The organism is Nocardioides sp. Root682 (assembly GCF_001427795.1).
Classification (GTDB): domain Bacteria; phylum Actinomycetota; class Actinomycetes; order Propionibacteriales; family Nocardioidaceae; genus Nocardioides.
Window position 1 is genome coordinate 17,573 of sequence record NZ_LMHJ01000005.1, and the last position, 14,610, is coordinate 32,182.

The following is a 14,610-nucleotide window of genomic DNA, read 5'->3' on the forward strand; positions in this document are numbered from 1 at the left end:
CCCCAGAGAAAGGCAGAAACACCGATGTCCTCAGTCCTTTGGCTCCAGGGCGGTGCTTGCTCCGGCAACACCATGTCCTTCTTGAACGCAGAGGAGCCGAACGTCGTCGACCTGATCGTCGACTTCGGACTCGAACTCCTCTGGCACCCGTCCCTCGGCCTCGAGCTCGGCGCCCAGGCGCAGAAGATCTTCTGGGACTGCGCCAACGGCGACCGCCCCCTCGACATCTTCGTCTTCGAAGGCACTGTGATCGAGAAGGAGGGCTATGACGTCTTCGCAGAGCGCGAGATGAAGGACTGGGTCACTGACCTGGCCAACGCGGCGTCGATCGTCGTTGCCATCGGTGACTGCGCGTGCTGGGGCGGGATCCCGGCCATGGAGCCGAACCCCTCGCAGTCGACCGGCCTTCAGTTCCACAAGCGTGACAAGGGTGGCTTCCTCGGCCCGGACTGGACTTCGAAGGCCGGCCTGCCGGTTATCAACATTCCGGGATGTCCGTCCCACCCGGACTGGATCACGCAGATCATCGTTGCGCTCGCCACTGGCCGCACCGCCGACATTGCCCTGGACGACCTGCACCGCCCGCAGACCTTCTTCAAGACCTTCACCCAGACGGGCTGCACCCGGGTGCAGTTCTTCGACTACAAGCAGTCGACGGTCAGCTTCGGTGAAGGCACCCGCACCGGATGTCTCTTCTATGAGTTCGGCTGCCGAGGCCCGATGACCCACAGCCCGTGCAACCGGATCCTGTGGAACCGGCAGTCGAGCAAGACGCGTGCCGGCATGCCGTGCCTGGGGTGCACGGAGCCGGAGTTCCCGTTCTTCGACCTGAACAAGGGAACGGTCTTCAAGACCCAGAAGATCTCTGGCGTCATCCCCAAGGAAGTGCCGGAAGGCGCCGACCACCTCACCTACATGGCCCAGGCCTCCGCCGCTCGGATCGCTGCGCCGCAGTGGTCCAAGGAAGACATGTTCGTCGTCTGACGAGAAAGAGACGTTCCCAATGACCAGCACCGACCTTTTCGTCAGTCCCCTCGGCCGAGTCGAGGGCGACCTCGACGTCCGCGTCACCATCACCGACGGCGTCGTCACCGATGCCTGGACCGAGGCCGCGATGTTCCGCGGCTTCGAGATGATCCTCAAGGGCAAGGACCCGCAGGCCGGCCTCATCGTCACTCCGCGCATCTGCGGAATCTGCGGTGGCAGCCACCTGTACAAGGCCTGTTACGCCCTCGACACGGCGTGGAAGACCCACGTCCCGGAGAACGCCACACTGGTGCGCAACATCGCCCAGGCATGCGAGACCCTCCAGTCGATTCCGCGCTACTTCTACGCACTGTTCGCCGTCGACCTCGTCAACAAGAACTACGCCAAGTCGAAGCTGTACGACGAGTGCGTCCGCCGGTTCGCGCCGTACGTCGGTACGGCCTACCAGAAGGGCGTCGTCCTCTCGAACAAGCCTGTCGAGGTCTACGCGTTGTTCGGCGGTCAGTGGCCGCACAGCTCCTTCATGGTGCCGGGTGGGGTCATGAGCGCACCGTCGCTCGTGGACATCACCCGTGCGACGGCGATCCTGAACCATTGGAGGGACAACTGGCTCGAGGCCGAGTGGCTGGGCTGCTCGATCGACAGGTGGCTGGAGGTCCAGACCTGGGAGGACATGCTCGCCTGGGTCGAGGAGAACGAGTCGCAGTACAACTCCGACTGCGGCTTCTTCATCCGTTTCTGCCTCGACGTGGGCTTGCACAAGTACGGCGGCGGCGTCGGAAACTTCATCGCTTCCGGCACGTACTTCGAGCCGTCGCTCTACGACCACCCCACGCCGGAGGGTCGCAATGCTGCGCTGATCGGCCGATCGGGCATCTACGCCGACGGCAAGCACTACGAGTACGACCACCTTCGGGTCTCCGAGGACGTGTCCCACTCGTACTTCAAGGGTGACCGCCCCCTGCACCCGTGGGAGGGCGAGACCATCCCGCTGGACGTGGCGGAAGCGCGGAAGGCGGGCAAGTACTCGTGGGCGAAGTCTCCGCGGTACGACGTCCCCGACCTCGGCCGGGTCCCGCTCGAGGCCGGCCCACTGGCCCGCCGGATGGCGGCTGGCAACCCGGACCGCGCAGCGCACCAGGACTACGACCCGCTGTTCATCGACATGATGGCCAAGCTCGGGCCGTCCGTCTTCGTCCGGCAGATGGCGCGGATGCACGAGGCCCCGAAGTACCTCAAGTGGGTCATGGACTGGCTGTCGAAGATCGACCTCCACGGCTCCTTCTACACCAAGCCGGAAGAGCCGTCGTCGGGCAAGGGCTTCGGCGCCACCGAGGCGGCGCGCGGAAGTCTCCAGGACTGGATCGTGATCGAGGACGGAAAGATCGAGAACTACCAGGTCGTCACGCCGACCGCCTGGAACATCGGTCCTCGCGACTCGAACTCGACGAGTGGGCCCATCGAGTCGGCACTGATCGGTTCGCCGATCGTCGACATCGAAGACCCGGTCGAGCTGGGTCACGTCGCCCGATCGTTCGACTCCTGCCTGGTGTGCACCGTTCACGCCTACGATGGCAAGACCGGCCGTGAACTGAACAAGTTCGTCGTCAACGGCATGGTCTAGGAGGTCGACCTCTGCCATGACCGACATGCTGCCCCACGAGCTGCTGAGCGACGAGTTCGCTCCGCCGCCGTGCGACTTGCTGGTGATGGGCTGCGGCAACATCCTGCGCGGTGACGATGCGCTCGGGCCGCTACTCATCCGCCGGTTGTTCGCGCAGGGCGTGCCCCAAGGGGTGCGCCTCGTCGACGGGGGTACGGCGGGCATGGACGTCGCGTTCCAGATGCAAGGAGCGGCCCGCGTCGTCATCATCGATGCGGCCGTCTCCGGCCATCCTCCCGGCACCCTGTTCCGGGTGCCGGGAGAGGAGCTCGCGGCGCTGCCGCCAGCCTCGGGCCTGCACACGCATTCGTTCCGTTGGGACCATGCGCTCTCCTTCGGTCGGTGGCTGCTGGGACCCAAGTGCCCGACAGATGTCACGGTGTTCCTGGTCGAGGTCAAGGACGTCGCGCCGGGGGAGGAGCTCTCGCCCGAGGCGATGGCGGGGATGGACGCGGTCATCGGCCTGTTGCGCAAGGAGTACTTCCCCGCGCCCGAGGTCGAGACGGTCGAAGTCACCTCAGGCGGATACCTGCACCTTGGTGCAGAACTGGTGGCCCGCTACTTCCCTTCGGGAGTCGTTGGAGCGATGCGAGACGGCGAGGGCATCTATCTCGTCCCGATCCGCAGCGGAGCCAACGGTGGACATCTCCTGAAGTATCGGAACACCCACGGCGACAGGGCCCTGTTGCTGCGCGAGATCCTCGACACCAACCCGTCGCCGGGCCCGAAGGCCATTCACTGGGATGTGCAGCGTGGGGCGCTGGCGGTGCGCTTTGAGTGACCAGGCGCCGTGTTCGAGGCGGAGGAGGTGCGATGGGGGATTGGGATCCGACGGAGCCGGAATCCGGGCCGTCGGCAGAGGACAAGGCACAGGCACGCAAGAAGTGGCGCACCGAGGAACCGAGCGGCCGCCATGAGGCGTACGCGGTGGAGACGGTGGTCGTCCCCGAACGGGGGCAGTGGGCCGTGGACGTGGTGGTCGTCTTCGAGGACGAGGTCATCCGTCGGCGCATCCAGACCTACAGGACAGAACGTCTGGCACACATCAGTGCTGACCTGATCAAGCGGATCGCTCTCCGGGATCTCCCGGGCGGACCGATCAACGGATAAGTACCCGGCACCGTGCCGGGGACACACAACATGGAAGGGCGAGTTCCATGGGCCAAGGCCTCAGCGACCTCAAGCGACCCCAGCCGCTCGGACTGTTCCCGCTTCCGGCGGGCTATCTCCTGATCCCTGCGAGCACGGACCCGGCGGTCGACGAGACGCGCGCGCAATTGGCCTCGGGCAACCTGCCGCAGGAGTGGCCAGCCGCGCTGGCAGCCCACCAACTGGCACACGCCGGAGACCTCGATGGTGCGTACGCCGCGTTCGGCGACGACGAGGTCGGCGCGTTCAACCGCTACGTGATCGACCCGACCGGGGTCGACCGCGATGCCCTGCGAGCGAGTCTTCCGCAGGACCTGGCACCCCTGGTCGACGTCATCGCCTACGCCTGCGGGTTGAGCAACGTCCCTCCCGAGGAGGGGGAGACGACCGGCGAAGTCCTGGCCTTGATTCGAGCCGCTCGTGCCACCTCTCTGCTCGAAGCGGGCGACCCGGCCGGAGCCGTCGACGTTCTCAACGACGCCGCCGAAGCCGCTGAGCCGGTCTCCGCGCCACTGGCAGCGATCCTGCTGGGCAACGGCGCAGTGATCGCGCATGATCATGCGCTGCGGGGAGCGGACCCGATCAACGAGCTGGGTGCTGTGCTCAAAGTGCTGCAGGGCACCGATGTCCCGGTGGCCCGAGCCGAGCTGCACCTTCAGCGTGGACTCTGCCTGCACGAGCTCGCCGCAACGGGGCGCCGCCCGCTCACCGACGCCGTCGACGAGTACTACTCGGCTCTGCAACTGGTCGGTCAGGCCAGCGCGCCCCAGGTGTGGGCAAGCGCGAACCTCAATCTCGGCACCGCCTACCTGACCATGCCCATGGTCGAGGCCAGTGACCAGCTCAGGGCCGGCATCGCCATGCAGGCGTTGCGCGGAGCGCTCGAGGTCTTCACGCAGGAGGACTTCCCCCAGGAGTGGGCCAGTGCCCAGATGAACCTGGCCAACGCTCTCGTCTACACCCCCTCCACCCATCAGGGCGACAACATCGTCGAAGCAGTCGAACGCTACGAAGAAGTCCTGGAGATGCGCGAGCGGCAGGGTGACCCCTTGGGCCGGGCCAGGATCCTTGCCAACCAGGGCAACGCGCTGGCCCATCTCGGTGTCTTCGACCACGCGAAGTCAAAGCTCTACGAAGCACGGTTCCTGTTCGAGGAGCAGGGAGACGTGGACGCCGTGCTGACGGTCCGCAGTGTGCTGGATGAGATCGCCAAGCAGGTCGTGCCCGGCAGCCAGGGGCCGAGGTTCGGCGTTCCCCAGGGCGAGGAAGTCGAGCTGGTCCGGGAGCTCCGCGAGCAGGGAGTCGAGTCATGACGAGTGTGACCGAGCGACCGGCTGCGTCGGCGTCAGAGCAACCCGACGTCGAGAAGCTCGCCCAAGCTCTTGACGACGCGGTCGCTGGACTTGCCGAGGTCACTGACCCCTCCGGTCAGCGGGTCGGTCAGGCACTGCGCACCTCGATGGACGACGTTCACCGTGCAGCCCTCGTCCACATCGTGCGTCATCTCCGCGAGGACCCCCGCGGCAAGGAGTTGCTGTTCGAGTTGGTCGACGAGCCGATCGTGCGCATGGTTCTGCTGATGCACGGCCTCATCCGACCGGATCCGATGACCCTCGCCCGCACGGCCCTGGAGCAGGTCCGGCCACAGTTGCAGTCCCATGGTGGAGACGTGGAGCTGGTCCGGATCGAGGACGGACTCGCGTACGTTCGCCTGTCCGGAGCGTGCAATGGATGCTCGATGTCCGCCGTGACGATGCGCAACGGGGTCGAGCAGGCGCTCAAGGCGCAAGTCCCTGGGATCGTGGGCGTTGAGGTGCTGCCCAACGAGCCCGGCCCGACGTTGATCCCGCTCGGCGAGATCGGCATCCGTTCGGGGAGCCCTGAACGGGGCTGGGTCAAGACCCTGCCGATCGGTGAGTTCACGCTGGACGCCATCACGAGGGTCGACCTGGCCCCCGAGTCCGGGCCGGCCGTCGATGCGATCGTCATCAACCTGGCGGGCCAGCTCTCGGCCTACGTCAATGAGTGTGCGCACCTGTCGATGTCCTTGGACGACGCAGAGCTCGACACCAGCGATGGGTCCCTGACCTGCGCCCACCACGGATACTGCTTCGATGCACTGAGCGGTGAGTGCCGGACGTTCCCCGGGGCACAGCTCGAGCAGCTGCCCTTGCGCGTCGAGGACGGCGACGTCTGGATCCGGGTGTCTGCATGAGGTCGACTGCATGAAGGTCCGCGTGATCCCGACGGGCGCCGAACATCTCGGCGCCCAATTGGGCGTGGATCCGTTCGCGCCCGCGGGGCCGCCGCCCGCGACGTACGGGACCTGGCGCCCCGAGGTGGTCGTGGGGGCCACCTCTGCGGGTAGCCTCCTTCTGCCACAGGCCGAACCCACGGCGTCATTTCTCTACGCTCCACGCAGCGTGTGGCTCGAGGACGACCTGCTCGTCGCATCCGACACCGGGAACCACCGTGTGCTGATCTTCAACCGGATTCCGTCGACCGATGGTGAGCCCGCGGACGTCGTGCTCGGACAACCTGACGCGACCTCCGAAGGGCCGCAGGCCGGCGGCCGGGGACCTGCCCACGGCATGCACCTACCGACCGCGCTGCTTCGCACACCGGACGGTCGTTTCCTGGTGGCCGACTCCTGGAATCACCGGATCCTGATCTGGGACGCGGTGCCCACAGCAGATCGCCCGCCGGACCTGGTGCTGGGTCAGTCCTCGATGTTCGACGTGGAACCCAACCGCGGTGGCGCCCCGACGTCGACGAGCTTCTACCAGCCGTTCGGGATCGCTCTCATCGACGGACGCTTCTATGTCGCGGACACCTACAACCGCCGCGTGCTCGTCTGGACCGACGGAGTGCCGACTGATCCGAACCAGCCGGCAGACGTCGTGCTCGGCCAGCCCGACTTCACCTCGCGTGGGGAGAATCGCGACGGTCCGGTCGCCCCGGACTCCTTCCGCTGGCCGCACATGGTGACCGGAAACGGCGGCGGCGTTGTGATCGCCGACGCCGGGAACCACCGGCTGCTGGGCTGGCACGAGCACCCGGACGGCGACGTCGGTGCCGACTACGTGCTCGGACAGCCGGACATGGTCACCGGTGTCGAGTTCCCCTACCGCCCTCAGACCGGTACCGGCTTCCGGTTTCCGTACGCCGCCGTCCGCACACCATCCGGACTGGCCGTGGCCGACACCTCCAACAATCGGGTGCTCCTGTGGGATGGCGATCCCCGAGACCAGTGCGCCGAACCGTCGTGGGTCCTTGGTCAGCCGACGTTCGCCGCGAACGGCGAGAACCGGTGGGAACAGGTCGACCGCGACACCATGTGCTGGCCGTACGGCCTCGCGGTCGCAGGCGACCGGCTGGCGATTGCGGACTCCGGGAACAACCGGGTCGTGCTCTGGAGCCGACAATGAACACCGGCCGCAGCATCGAGGTGCGCGGCGTGGTCCAGGGCGTCGGGTTCCGGCCCTTCGTGGCGCGACTCGCGGCCGACCATGGCATCGCCGGAGAGGTGGGCAACGACGAGCTGAGCGTCTTCATCGAGGCTGAGGGGACTCCCGCCGACCTGGATGCATTCATGGGCGCGCTGCTGGGCGAGCTGCCGCCGCTCGCGCTTGTCCTCGACGTCCAGGTCAAGGACCGTCCACCATCGGGTGCGTCAGAGTTCCGGATCGTCTCGAGCCGACAGCGGTCCGGTACCCGAACGCTTGTTCCGCCGGACGTGGCGGTCTGCGATGAGTGCCTCGCCGAGATGCGGGATCCGGGCGACCGCCGCTACCGCCATCCGTTCATCACGTGCACGAACTGTGGGCCGCGATTCACCATCATCACGGATCTGCCCTATGACCGGCCGGCGACGACGATGCGGGACTTCCCGATGTGTCGAGCCTGCCAGGCGGAGTACGTCGACCCTGCCGACCGTCGGCAGCACGCGCAGCCCGTGTCCTGCCACGCCTGTGGGCCGCGCCTGTGGTGGGAACCTGTCGCGGGATCCGACGCCGACTCCGTCGTCCTGGGAGACGACGAGGTGCTCGTTGCCGCACACGCGACGCTGGCGGCGGGAGGGACCGTCGCGGTCAAGGGGATCGGCGGCTTCCATCTCGTGTGTGACGCAACTTCGCAGGCCGCGGTGCAGCTGCTGAGACAGCGCAAGCACCGGCCGGACAAGCCGCTCGCGGTGATGGCGCGCGACCTTGACGAGGTGCGCCGCATCGTTGACGTCTCCGCAGCCGCGGAATCGGCTCTGTGCCAGCCCTCGCGACCGATTGTCCTGTTACCCAGGCGCACCGATGGCCCGCTCGCCCCTGGGGTCGCTGGAGCGTTGGACGAGATCGGCGTGATGCTTCCGTACGCGCCGTTGCACCACCTGCTGTTCGAGCCGGTTCCAGGTCACCGCGGATCGCACGGCGCGCCCTGTCTGCTCGTGATGACGTCCGGAAATCTCGCCGACGAACCGCTGGCCTACACCAATGAGGATGCCCGCGAGCGGCTTTCCGGGATCGTCGACGGCTACCTGATGCACGATCGTGACATCGCCGTCCCGTGCGAGGACTCGGTCGTGACCGTCGTGGGCGATGAAGAGGTTCCGATCCGTCGCTCGCGTGGCTATGCGCCGCTTCCGGTGGTGCTGCCCCCCGTGCTCGGTAGCGGCCCAACGGTTCTCGCAGTCGGAGCCGAGGTCAAGAACACCTTCTGCCTCGTGCGCGACGACCTTGCGTTCAACTCGGCGCACATCGGCGACATGGGCAGCCTGGAGAGCCAACACGCGTTCGGTCGGTCGGTCGAGCAGCTGGTCCGGCTGCGGGGCGCAGCACCGGAGCTGGTCGTGGCCGACCTGCATCCAGACTACGCCACGCGTCGCTGGGCTGAGGACTACGCGCACGCCCACGGTCATCCCTTGTTCACCGTGCAGCACCATCACGCACATCTCGCGTCGCTTCTGGTGGACCGGGAACGGGTGGGCTCCTCGATCATCGGTGTCGTCTACGACGGCACCGGGTACGGCTGCGACCGCCAGATCTGGGGCGGTGAGATCCTGGCGATGGGTCCCGACCTGGCCACGTTCGAGCGGGTCGGTCACCTTGCGAGCCTGACGCTGCCCGGTGGTGAGGCGGCCGTGCGCAACCCGTTCCGGATCGCATTGGGGCTCCTGATGGGTGCGGATGTCGCGGGGGACTGGCTGCCACCGGACGTGCCCGGTCAGGAAGTGGCCCTCGTGCGCTCCCAATTGGCATCGGGGACTGCGTGTGTGGAGACGACGAGCATTGGGCGCCTCTTCGACGGCATCGCTGCCCTCCTGGGGGGACGGCAGAGAGTCGGCTACGAGGCACAGGCGGCGATCGAGCTGGAGGTGATGGCGCGGCGTGCCCGCAGCGCTGCACCCCTGCGGATGCCGATCGTCGACGGCGCCATCGATTGGCGACCGACGGTGCAGGACGTGATCGCCTGCCGGACCCGCGGCGATGACCCGGACGGGGTCGCGCTGGGGTTCCACCACGCGTTGGCCTTGGCCACGACGGAACTCGTCGTTGCCGAGGCGCAGCGGCGGAATGTGGGGGTCGTCGGGCTGACGGGTGGCGTGTTCGCCAACCGGATCCTGACCGCCGTCCTGAAGCAACGGCTGACCGCTGTCGGCCTGGAGGTGCTCACCCATCGGCGAGTGCCTTGCAACGACGCCGGGCTCGCGCTCGGACAAGCCGCGATCGGGCGAGCGATCGCGTCACAAGGAGAGGTAGTGGGCTGATGTGTCTAGGAGTTCCTGGCCGGATCGAGCGGATCTGGTCAACCGAGGAAGGCGCGCTGGTGGCGCTGGCCGATTTTGTAGGAGAGGTGCGCCAGGTGTGCCTGGACTACTTGCCCGAGCTGGCGGTCGGTGACTACGTCATCGTGCATGCCGGTTACGCGTTGACCCGCCTCACCGAGGAGTCGGCGAAGGAGACCGTCGCGATGATGGTCGATCTGGGCCTCTTGGAAGCCGACGAGCTGTCTGGCAACAGCGCTGTGGTTGAAGCGATCCAGGCTGGTTCGACGCCATGAGCACCGTGCACGACGTCGCTGCCGGACCCAGCCTGATCGACGCGGACCTGTCCGCCGACCTCGCTGGTGCCTCGTTGGCTCTGGCACGCCGGTTCCACTCCGGCGCCACGCTGTGGGTCATCTCACCGCAATGGGAACCGCACGCCCATCACGTGGCCGTCGAGTTCGTACACCCGGTCGTCGTCGGCAAGCGGGCACTTCCGGCGGTGGCCCTGGTCGCCGCGGACACGGTCGCCGAGACCCGGATAGCCACCCGGCCCGGGGACGTGGTCATCGCGGTCGCGGACGCGGCCGACAACGCCGTGGCTGACGTGATGCGGCGAGCGCCGGCGTGGGGGGTCGAGACGATCTGGATCGGATACGGCGAACGCCCGCCTCCCGGCGCCTCCGACCACGTGCTGTGGGTGCCGACGGATGACCCGATGACGCCCGCGACAGGTCGCTTCGTCCTCATGTACCACCTGCTGTGGGAGTTGACGCACGTCTGTTTCGAGCACCCCGGTTTGTTGAAGGCGGCTGAGCCCGAGTGCGCCGACGACGTCTGCATCACCTGCTCCGACGAGGGCCGACTCGGCGAGGTGGTGGCGCCGCCTGCCGACATCATGTCGGGCGCACTCGTGCGCACCGCCGAAGGTGAGGAGTACGTCGACACGATGGTCATCGGCGACGTGGTGCCGGGGGACCTGATCCTGATCCACGGTGGCGCGGCGCTGACCCGACTCGGAGAGGAGTTCGGCTCATGAGCGGTGAGAACACGGACTTCCTCTATCCCTTCATCGATGCTCAGGAAACCGACGCGGCACCGCTTCTGGCCGACCTTGCTTCGTCAGCACGCGGCAAGGCGACCGAAAGTGCGCGGCTCCAGGCTGCTTCGCTCGAGGAGTGGGGGCCTCAGATCGAGGAGGCTGGCCGGGCGATCGCCGAACGCTTTGCTGCCGGAGGTCGGATGTACACCTTCGGCAACGGCGGTTCATCGACTGATGCCGAGACGTTGGCCTCGTTGTTCGCCCGTCCAGCTCACGGGCGTCCGCTCGCAGCGCGCTGTCTCGCGGCCGATCAGGCCGTGATCACGGCACTGGGCAACGACATCGGTTTCGACGTCGTCTTCTCGCGCCAGCTGATGGCGCATGCCCGGCCCGGGGACATCGCCGTCGCCCTCTCCACCTCGGGCAGCTCCGAGGACCTGATGGCAGCCCTGGTGGAGGGACGACGGCGCGGGCTGTTGACGATCGGCTTCTCAGGTCACGACGGCGGCCGGATGGCGGTCGCCGAAGAGGTCGACCACTGCTTCACCATCCGATCACAGAGCATCCACCGAATTCAGGAGAGCCAGGCACTCGTGGGCTATCGACTCTGGGCAACCGCACAGCACCATCTCGAGGCCCTGCGGAAGGGGAGCGCGTCATGACCAGCGAACGATTGACTCCGTCGGCGAGCGAGGTTCCGGATCCCGAAGATCGCACCCGGATCCGCGTCGAAGAGTTCCGAAAGCGGCGCCCGCGGCTGGTTGACGAGGTGATAACGATGGCCCACGGTGCCGGCGGGAAGTCATCAGCGGCGCTCGTCGACCATGTCTTCGTCGAGGCGTTCCGCAACCCTGAGCTCGAGAATCTCGGAGACGGCGCGGTGCTCACCTTGCCCGGCGGCGAGAGACTGGCGTTCTCGACGGACTCATACGTGGTGTCGCCGTACGAGTTCCCGGGCGGTTCCATCGCCGATCTCGCCATCAACGGCACGGTGAACGACTTGGCGGTCAGCGGTGCCCGACCGCAGTGGATATCGGCGGCGTTCATCATCGAGGAGGGCTTCTCCATCGAGAAGCTCAAACAACTCGCGGCCGAGATGCGTGCAGCAGCCGACGTGGCCGGCGTCCAGATCGTCACGGGAGACACCAAGGTGGTGCCGAACGGTGCCGCGGACGGGCTCTACATCACCACTTCTGGAGTCGGAGTCATTCCGGCCGGACGTGAGCTGTCACCGCACATGGTGCGCCCTGGAGACCGACTGATCGTGTCGGGGACCATTGCCGATCACGGGATGGCGATCATGCTGGCACGCGGCAATCTGGACATCGAGGCCGACATCGAGTCTGACTCGGCCGCGGTCAACGGCCTCGTCGAAGCGCTCCTCGCAGCCGCACCCGGTACCCGCTGGATGCGAGACGCCACGCGAGGGGGCCTTGGCACGGTCGCGAATGAGCTGGCTCAGACGGCGGGCGTGGGTGTCGTCCTCGACGAGGGTTTGCTGCCCATCGATCCGACCGTCCTGGGTTGTTGCGACATGCTCGGTATCGATCCGGTCTACGTCGCCAACGAAGGCAAGTTCGTCGCCATCGTCCCTGCCGCAGAGGCCGAGGCCGCCGTGGCCGCGTTGCGCTCGCAACCGGGCGGGGCACAGGCCGCGGTCATCGGCGAGATCCTGGCGGACCCACCCGGGATCGTGGCCATGCGAACGCCCTTTGGAGGCACTCGCATCGTCGACATGCTCGTCGGCGATCCGCTTCCGCGGATCTGCTGAAGCACCAAACGGAGATTGGAGACCACGATGTGTTTGGGAATTCCCGGCCAGGTCGTCGAGATCGTCGATGCGGCCGAGCACCTTGCTCGCGTCGACGTCAGCGGCGTACGGCGCATCATCAGCATCAAGCTCCTCGCCGAGCAGGGCATCACGCCCGGCGACTGGGTGCTCGTCCACGTCGGATTTGCGATGGCCAAGATCGATGAGCGCGAGGCCCAGCTGACACTCGACCAGGTCCAGAAGATGGGCCAGGACTATCTGGACGAGATTGACATGTTCAAGAGCACCAACGTTGGAGATGGGATCAGCGCATGAAGTTCGTTGACGAGTTCCGTGACCCGAGCGCAGCGCGCGCACTGGTCAAGTCGATCACCGAGATCGCTGGTGACACCGAGTGGAAGTTCATGGAGGTGTGTGGTGGTCACACGCACACCATCTATCGCCACGGCATCGAGCACCTGCTGCCCGAGAACATCGAGCTGGTGCACGGTCCGGGCTGCCCGGTGTGCGTCATCCCGATGGGACGCATCGACGATGCGATGTGGCTCGCCGAGCAGCCCGACGTCATCTTCACGACGTTCGGGGACATGATGCGTGTGCCCGGGTCACGCGGCTCGCTTCTCGATGCCAAGGCACGAGGCGCAGACGTCCGTTTCGTCTACTCACCCCTGGACTCTCTCAAGGTCGCCGTCGAGAACCCCGACAAGCATGTCGTCTTCTTCGCGGTCGGTTTCGAGACCACGGTGCCTTCAACTGCGGTGACGTTGCTGCGCGCGAAGACGCTGGGGGTGAAGAACTTCAGCGTGTTCTCCAACCACGTCACAATCGTTCCACCGATCAAGGCGATCCTCGAGAGCCCCGACCTCAGGCTTTCGGGCTTCCTCGGTCCCGGCCACGTCTCGACTGTCGTCGGCATCAGGCCGTACCGGTTCGTGCCGGAGGTCTACGGAAAGCCGGTGGTGGTGGCCGGCTTCGAACCACTCGACATTCTCGCGTCCGTGCACATGTTGTTGCAGCAGTACGCCGACGGGCGGTGCGAGGTGGAGAACCAGTACGCACGCGTGGTCCGTCCCGAGGGCAACACTGCGGCCCTCAAGCTGATGGGGGAGACGTTCCAGCTGCGACCCCACTTCGAGTGGCGCGGACTCGGTTTCATCTCGCAGAGTGCGCTGAAGGTGCACGACGACTATGCCGACTTCGACGCCGAGGTGCGATTCTCGATGCCGGGTGTTCGGGTCGCTGACCCGAAGGCGTGCCAGTGTGGTGAGGTCCTCAAGGGAGCGATCAAGCCCTGGGAATGCAAGGTGTTCGGTACGGCATGCACGCCCGAGACCCCCATCGGCACCTGCATGGTGTCGCCTGAGGGTGCCTGCGCGGCCTACTACAACTTCGGTCGGCTGCACCGTGAGACGGCGCTGCTGGTCGGCCAGGGCGCGCCCGTTGGCTGATGGCGAGGTCGGGCTCAGGCCCGTCGGCCACCGGATTTTCGCCCAGTACGCGCACGCACCGAACGCGCTGGGCTACTGCGGTCCTGCTGGATCCGCAGCACTGGTCGCCGCCGCGACCGGCTCGCCCCCGGTCGCGGCGGTCACCGAGATTGAAGACGTGGCCCGTCGATTCTCGGGCGCATGGCCCTATCAGCGTCTGCTCGGTGATCTCCTGGGCATCGCCGACCCGCTTGATCCGCGCGTGGTCCGTGGCTACTGGACCGGCAACGACCTCTCGGCGGGCGTCGACGGCGCCGAGTTCGGCTCGCGTCTCCTGGCCGAGCTGAAGCCCCAGGCCGGGCACTACTGGACCCACCTGACCGAGGACCTACTGGTTGAGGCGGCTCCGAGCCACGCGTTCCACGTGCTTGGCGTCTACCCGTGGTCCCGCTTGCTCGGCCGCGGGCCAGAGCCGCTGACGGTGCTGGAGTCATGCCGTGTCGGGTGGGCGCAGATCGAGCAGGTCCGTGCCGAGCACTTGGTCGTGCGCGGGCCCCGACTCGAGTATCACGACGCCGGGCCTGATGGCCCCGCTCGCCTGACGCTGGGCCTCGACGAGATCCGGACGATCGGCTACAGGGTCAACGCTCGCCCGTTCGTGCAGGACCTCGCCGCGGGCGACCACGTTGCGGTGCACTGGGACTTCGCCTGCGACCGTTTGAGCGAGCCCGAGGTGGACGCGCTGATGGCGCAGACTGCGCACCAGCTCTCGACGATGGCGCCGCGGATTGCACGGACCGGGAACTGATCACGGCC

At 66.8% G+C, this 14,610-nt stretch carries 15 protein-coding genes; all 15 read left to right on the forward strand.

The genetic code is table 11. The features are described 5' to 3' along the window. Positions 1-24 precede the first annotated feature (24 nt). From ASD84_RS22850 to ASD84_RS22920, 15 genes are read left to right on the forward strand one after another with little or no spacing between them, the layout of a single operon-like run. Positions 25-984 (forward strand): hydrogenase, encoded by a 960-nt coding sequence (locus tag ASD84_RS22850; RefSeq protein ID WP_056716234.1) that lies wholly within the window; start codon positions 25-27, stop codon positions 982-984. A gap of 19 nt (positions 985-1,003) precedes the next feature. Then, on the forward strand, positions 1,004-2,611 hold the full coding sequence (locus ASD84_RS22855) for a nickel-dependent hydrogenase large subunit (RefSeq protein ID WP_056716237.1): 1,608 nt from the start codon (positions 1,004-1,006) through the stop codon (positions 2,609-2,611). A 16-nt stretch (positions 2,612-2,627) separates the two neighbouring features. Beyond that, on the forward strand, positions 2,628-3,431 hold the full coding sequence (locus ASD84_RS22860; protein ID WP_056716239.1) for a hydrogenase maturation protease: 804 nt from the start codon (positions 2,628-2,630) through the stop codon (positions 3,429-3,431). 32 nt (positions 3,432-3,463) lie between these two features. Continuing rightward, entirely contained in the window at positions 3,464-3,760 is a 297-nt protein-coding gene (locus ASD84_RS25620) for a hypothetical protein (RefSeq protein ID WP_200954696.1), read from the forward strand. A gap of 47 nt (positions 3,761-3,807) precedes the next feature. Beyond that, positions 3,808-5,112 (forward strand): hypothetical protein, encoded by a 1,305-nt coding sequence (locus ASD84_RS22870; RefSeq protein ID WP_200954697.1) that lies wholly within the window; start codon positions 3,808-3,810, stop codon positions 5,110-5,112. Next, the gene (locus ASD84_RS22875) at positions 5,109-6,014 is read left to right on the forward strand and encodes a NifU family protein (protein ID WP_056716242.1); all 906 of its coding nucleotides are present in this window, start codon (positions 5,109-5,111) and stop codon (positions 6,012-6,014) included. Before ASD84_RS22870 ends, ASD84_RS22875 begins: the two co-directional genes overlap by 4 nt. A gap of 10 nt (positions 6,015-6,024) precedes the next feature. Continuing rightward, positions 6,025-7,227 (forward strand): NHL repeat-containing protein, encoded by a 1,203-nt coding sequence (locus tag ASD84_RS22880; RefSeq protein ID WP_200954698.1) that lies wholly within the window; start codon positions 6,025-6,027, stop codon positions 7,225-7,227. Then, a complete protein-coding gene (hypF, locus tag ASD84_RS22885) occupies positions 7,224-9,557 on the forward strand; it encodes a carbamoyltransferase HypF (protein WP_056716243.1) in 2,334 nt (777 codons plus the stop codon). The genes ASD84_RS22880 and hypF overlap by 4 nt, the downstream gene beginning before the upstream one ends. Next, a complete protein-coding gene (locus ASD84_RS22890; protein ID WP_056716248.1) occupies positions 9,557-9,850 on the forward strand; it encodes a HypC/HybG/HupF family hydrogenase formation chaperone in 294 nt (97 codons plus the stop codon). Before hypF ends, ASD84_RS22890 begins: the two co-directional genes overlap by 1 nt. Continuing rightward, positions 9,847-10,593, forward strand: coding sequence for a hydrogenase assembly protein HupF (locus ASD84_RS22895; RefSeq protein WP_056716251.1), 747 nt, complete (start codon positions 9,847-9,849; stop codon positions 10,591-10,593). The genes ASD84_RS22890 and ASD84_RS22895 overlap by 4 nt, the downstream gene beginning before the upstream one ends. After that, positions 10,590-11,258 carry an SIS domain-containing protein gene (locus tag ASD84_RS22900; RefSeq protein ID WP_056716254.1) on the forward strand — a complete coding sequence of 223 codons (669 nt, stop codon included), beginning with the start codon at positions 10,590-10,592 and terminating at the stop codon, positions 11,256-11,258. The genes ASD84_RS22895 and ASD84_RS22900 overlap by 4 nt, the downstream gene beginning before the upstream one ends. Next, positions 11,255-12,367, forward strand: a complete 1,113-nt coding sequence (gene hypE, locus ASD84_RS22905) for a hydrogenase expression/formation protein HypE (RefSeq protein WP_082574146.1) — start codon at positions 11,255-11,257, stop codon at positions 12,365-12,367. The genes ASD84_RS22900 and hypE overlap by 4 nt, the downstream gene beginning before the upstream one ends. 15 nt (positions 12,368-12,382) lie before the next feature. Continuing rightward, positions 12,383-12,682, forward strand: a complete 300-nt coding sequence (locus ASD84_RS22910; RefSeq protein ID WP_235531237.1) for a HypC/HybG/HupF family hydrogenase formation chaperone — start codon at positions 12,383-12,385, stop codon at positions 12,680-12,682. After that, positions 12,679-13,815: a hydrogenase formation protein HypD gene (hypD, locus tag ASD84_RS22915; protein WP_056716259.1), complete on the forward strand. Its 1,137-nt coding sequence runs from the start codon at positions 12,679-12,681 to the stop codon at positions 13,813-13,815. The genes ASD84_RS22910 and hypD overlap by 4 nt, the downstream gene beginning before the upstream one ends. Then, complete coding sequence (locus tag ASD84_RS22920) at positions 13,808-14,602, forward strand: DUF6390 family protein (protein ID WP_082574148.1); 795 nt, start codon at positions 13,808-13,810, stop codon at positions 14,600-14,602. The genes hypD and ASD84_RS22920 overlap by 8 nt, the downstream gene beginning before the upstream one ends. The last annotated feature ends 8 nt before the right edge of the window (positions 14,603-14,610 follow it).

What these genes read in the sequence shown, in the direction of transcription:
- ASD84_RS22850 (WP_056716234.1), top strand. Translation starts at nt 25, where the DNA reads ATGTCCTCAGTCCTTTGGCTCCAGGGCGGTGCTTGCTCCGGCAACACC.
- ASD84_RS22855 (WP_056716237.1), top strand. Translation starts at nt 1,004, where the DNA reads ATGACCAGCACCGACCTTTTCGTCAGTCCCCTCGGCCGAGTCGAGGGC.
- ASD84_RS22860 (WP_056716239.1), top strand. Translation starts at nt 2,628, where the DNA reads ATGACCGACATGCTGCCCCACGAGCTGCTGAGCGACGAGTTCGCTCCG.
- ASD84_RS25620 (WP_200954696.1), top strand. Translation starts at nt 3,464, where the DNA reads ATGGGGGATTGGGATCCGACGGAGCCGGAATCCGGGCCGTCGGCAGAG.
- ASD84_RS22870 (WP_200954697.1), top strand. Translation starts at nt 3,808, where the DNA reads ATGGGCCAAGGCCTCAGCGACCTCAAGCGACCCCAGCCGCTCGGACTG.
- ASD84_RS22875 (WP_056716242.1), top strand. Translation starts at nt 5,109, where the DNA reads ATGACGAGTGTGACCGAGCGACCGGCTGCGTCGGCGTCAGAGCAACCC.
- ASD84_RS22880 (WP_200954698.1), top strand. Translation starts at nt 6,025, where the DNA reads ATGAAGGTCCGCGTGATCCCGACGGGCGCCGAACATCTCGGCGCCCAA.
- hypF (WP_056716243.1), top strand. Translation starts at nt 7,224, where the DNA reads ATGAACACCGGCCGCAGCATCGAGGTGCGCGGCGTGGTCCAGGGCGTC.
- ASD84_RS22890 (WP_056716248.1), top strand. Translation starts at nt 9,557, where the DNA reads ATGTGTCTAGGAGTTCCTGGCCGGATCGAGCGGATCTGGTCAACCGAG.
- ASD84_RS22895 (WP_056716251.1), top strand. Translation starts at nt 9,847, where the DNA reads ATGAGCACCGTGCACGACGTCGCTGCCGGACCCAGCCTGATCGACGCG.
- ASD84_RS22900 (WP_056716254.1), top strand. Translation starts at nt 10,590, where the DNA reads ATGAGCGGTGAGAACACGGACTTCCTCTATCCCTTCATCGATGCTCAG.
- hypE (WP_082574146.1), top strand. Translation starts at nt 11,255, where the DNA reads ATGACCAGCGAACGATTGACTCCGTCGGCGAGCGAGGTTCCGGATCCC.
- hypD (WP_056716259.1), top strand. Translation starts at nt 12,679, where the DNA reads ATGAAGTTCGTTGACGAGTTCCGTGACCCGAGCGCAGCGCGCGCACTG.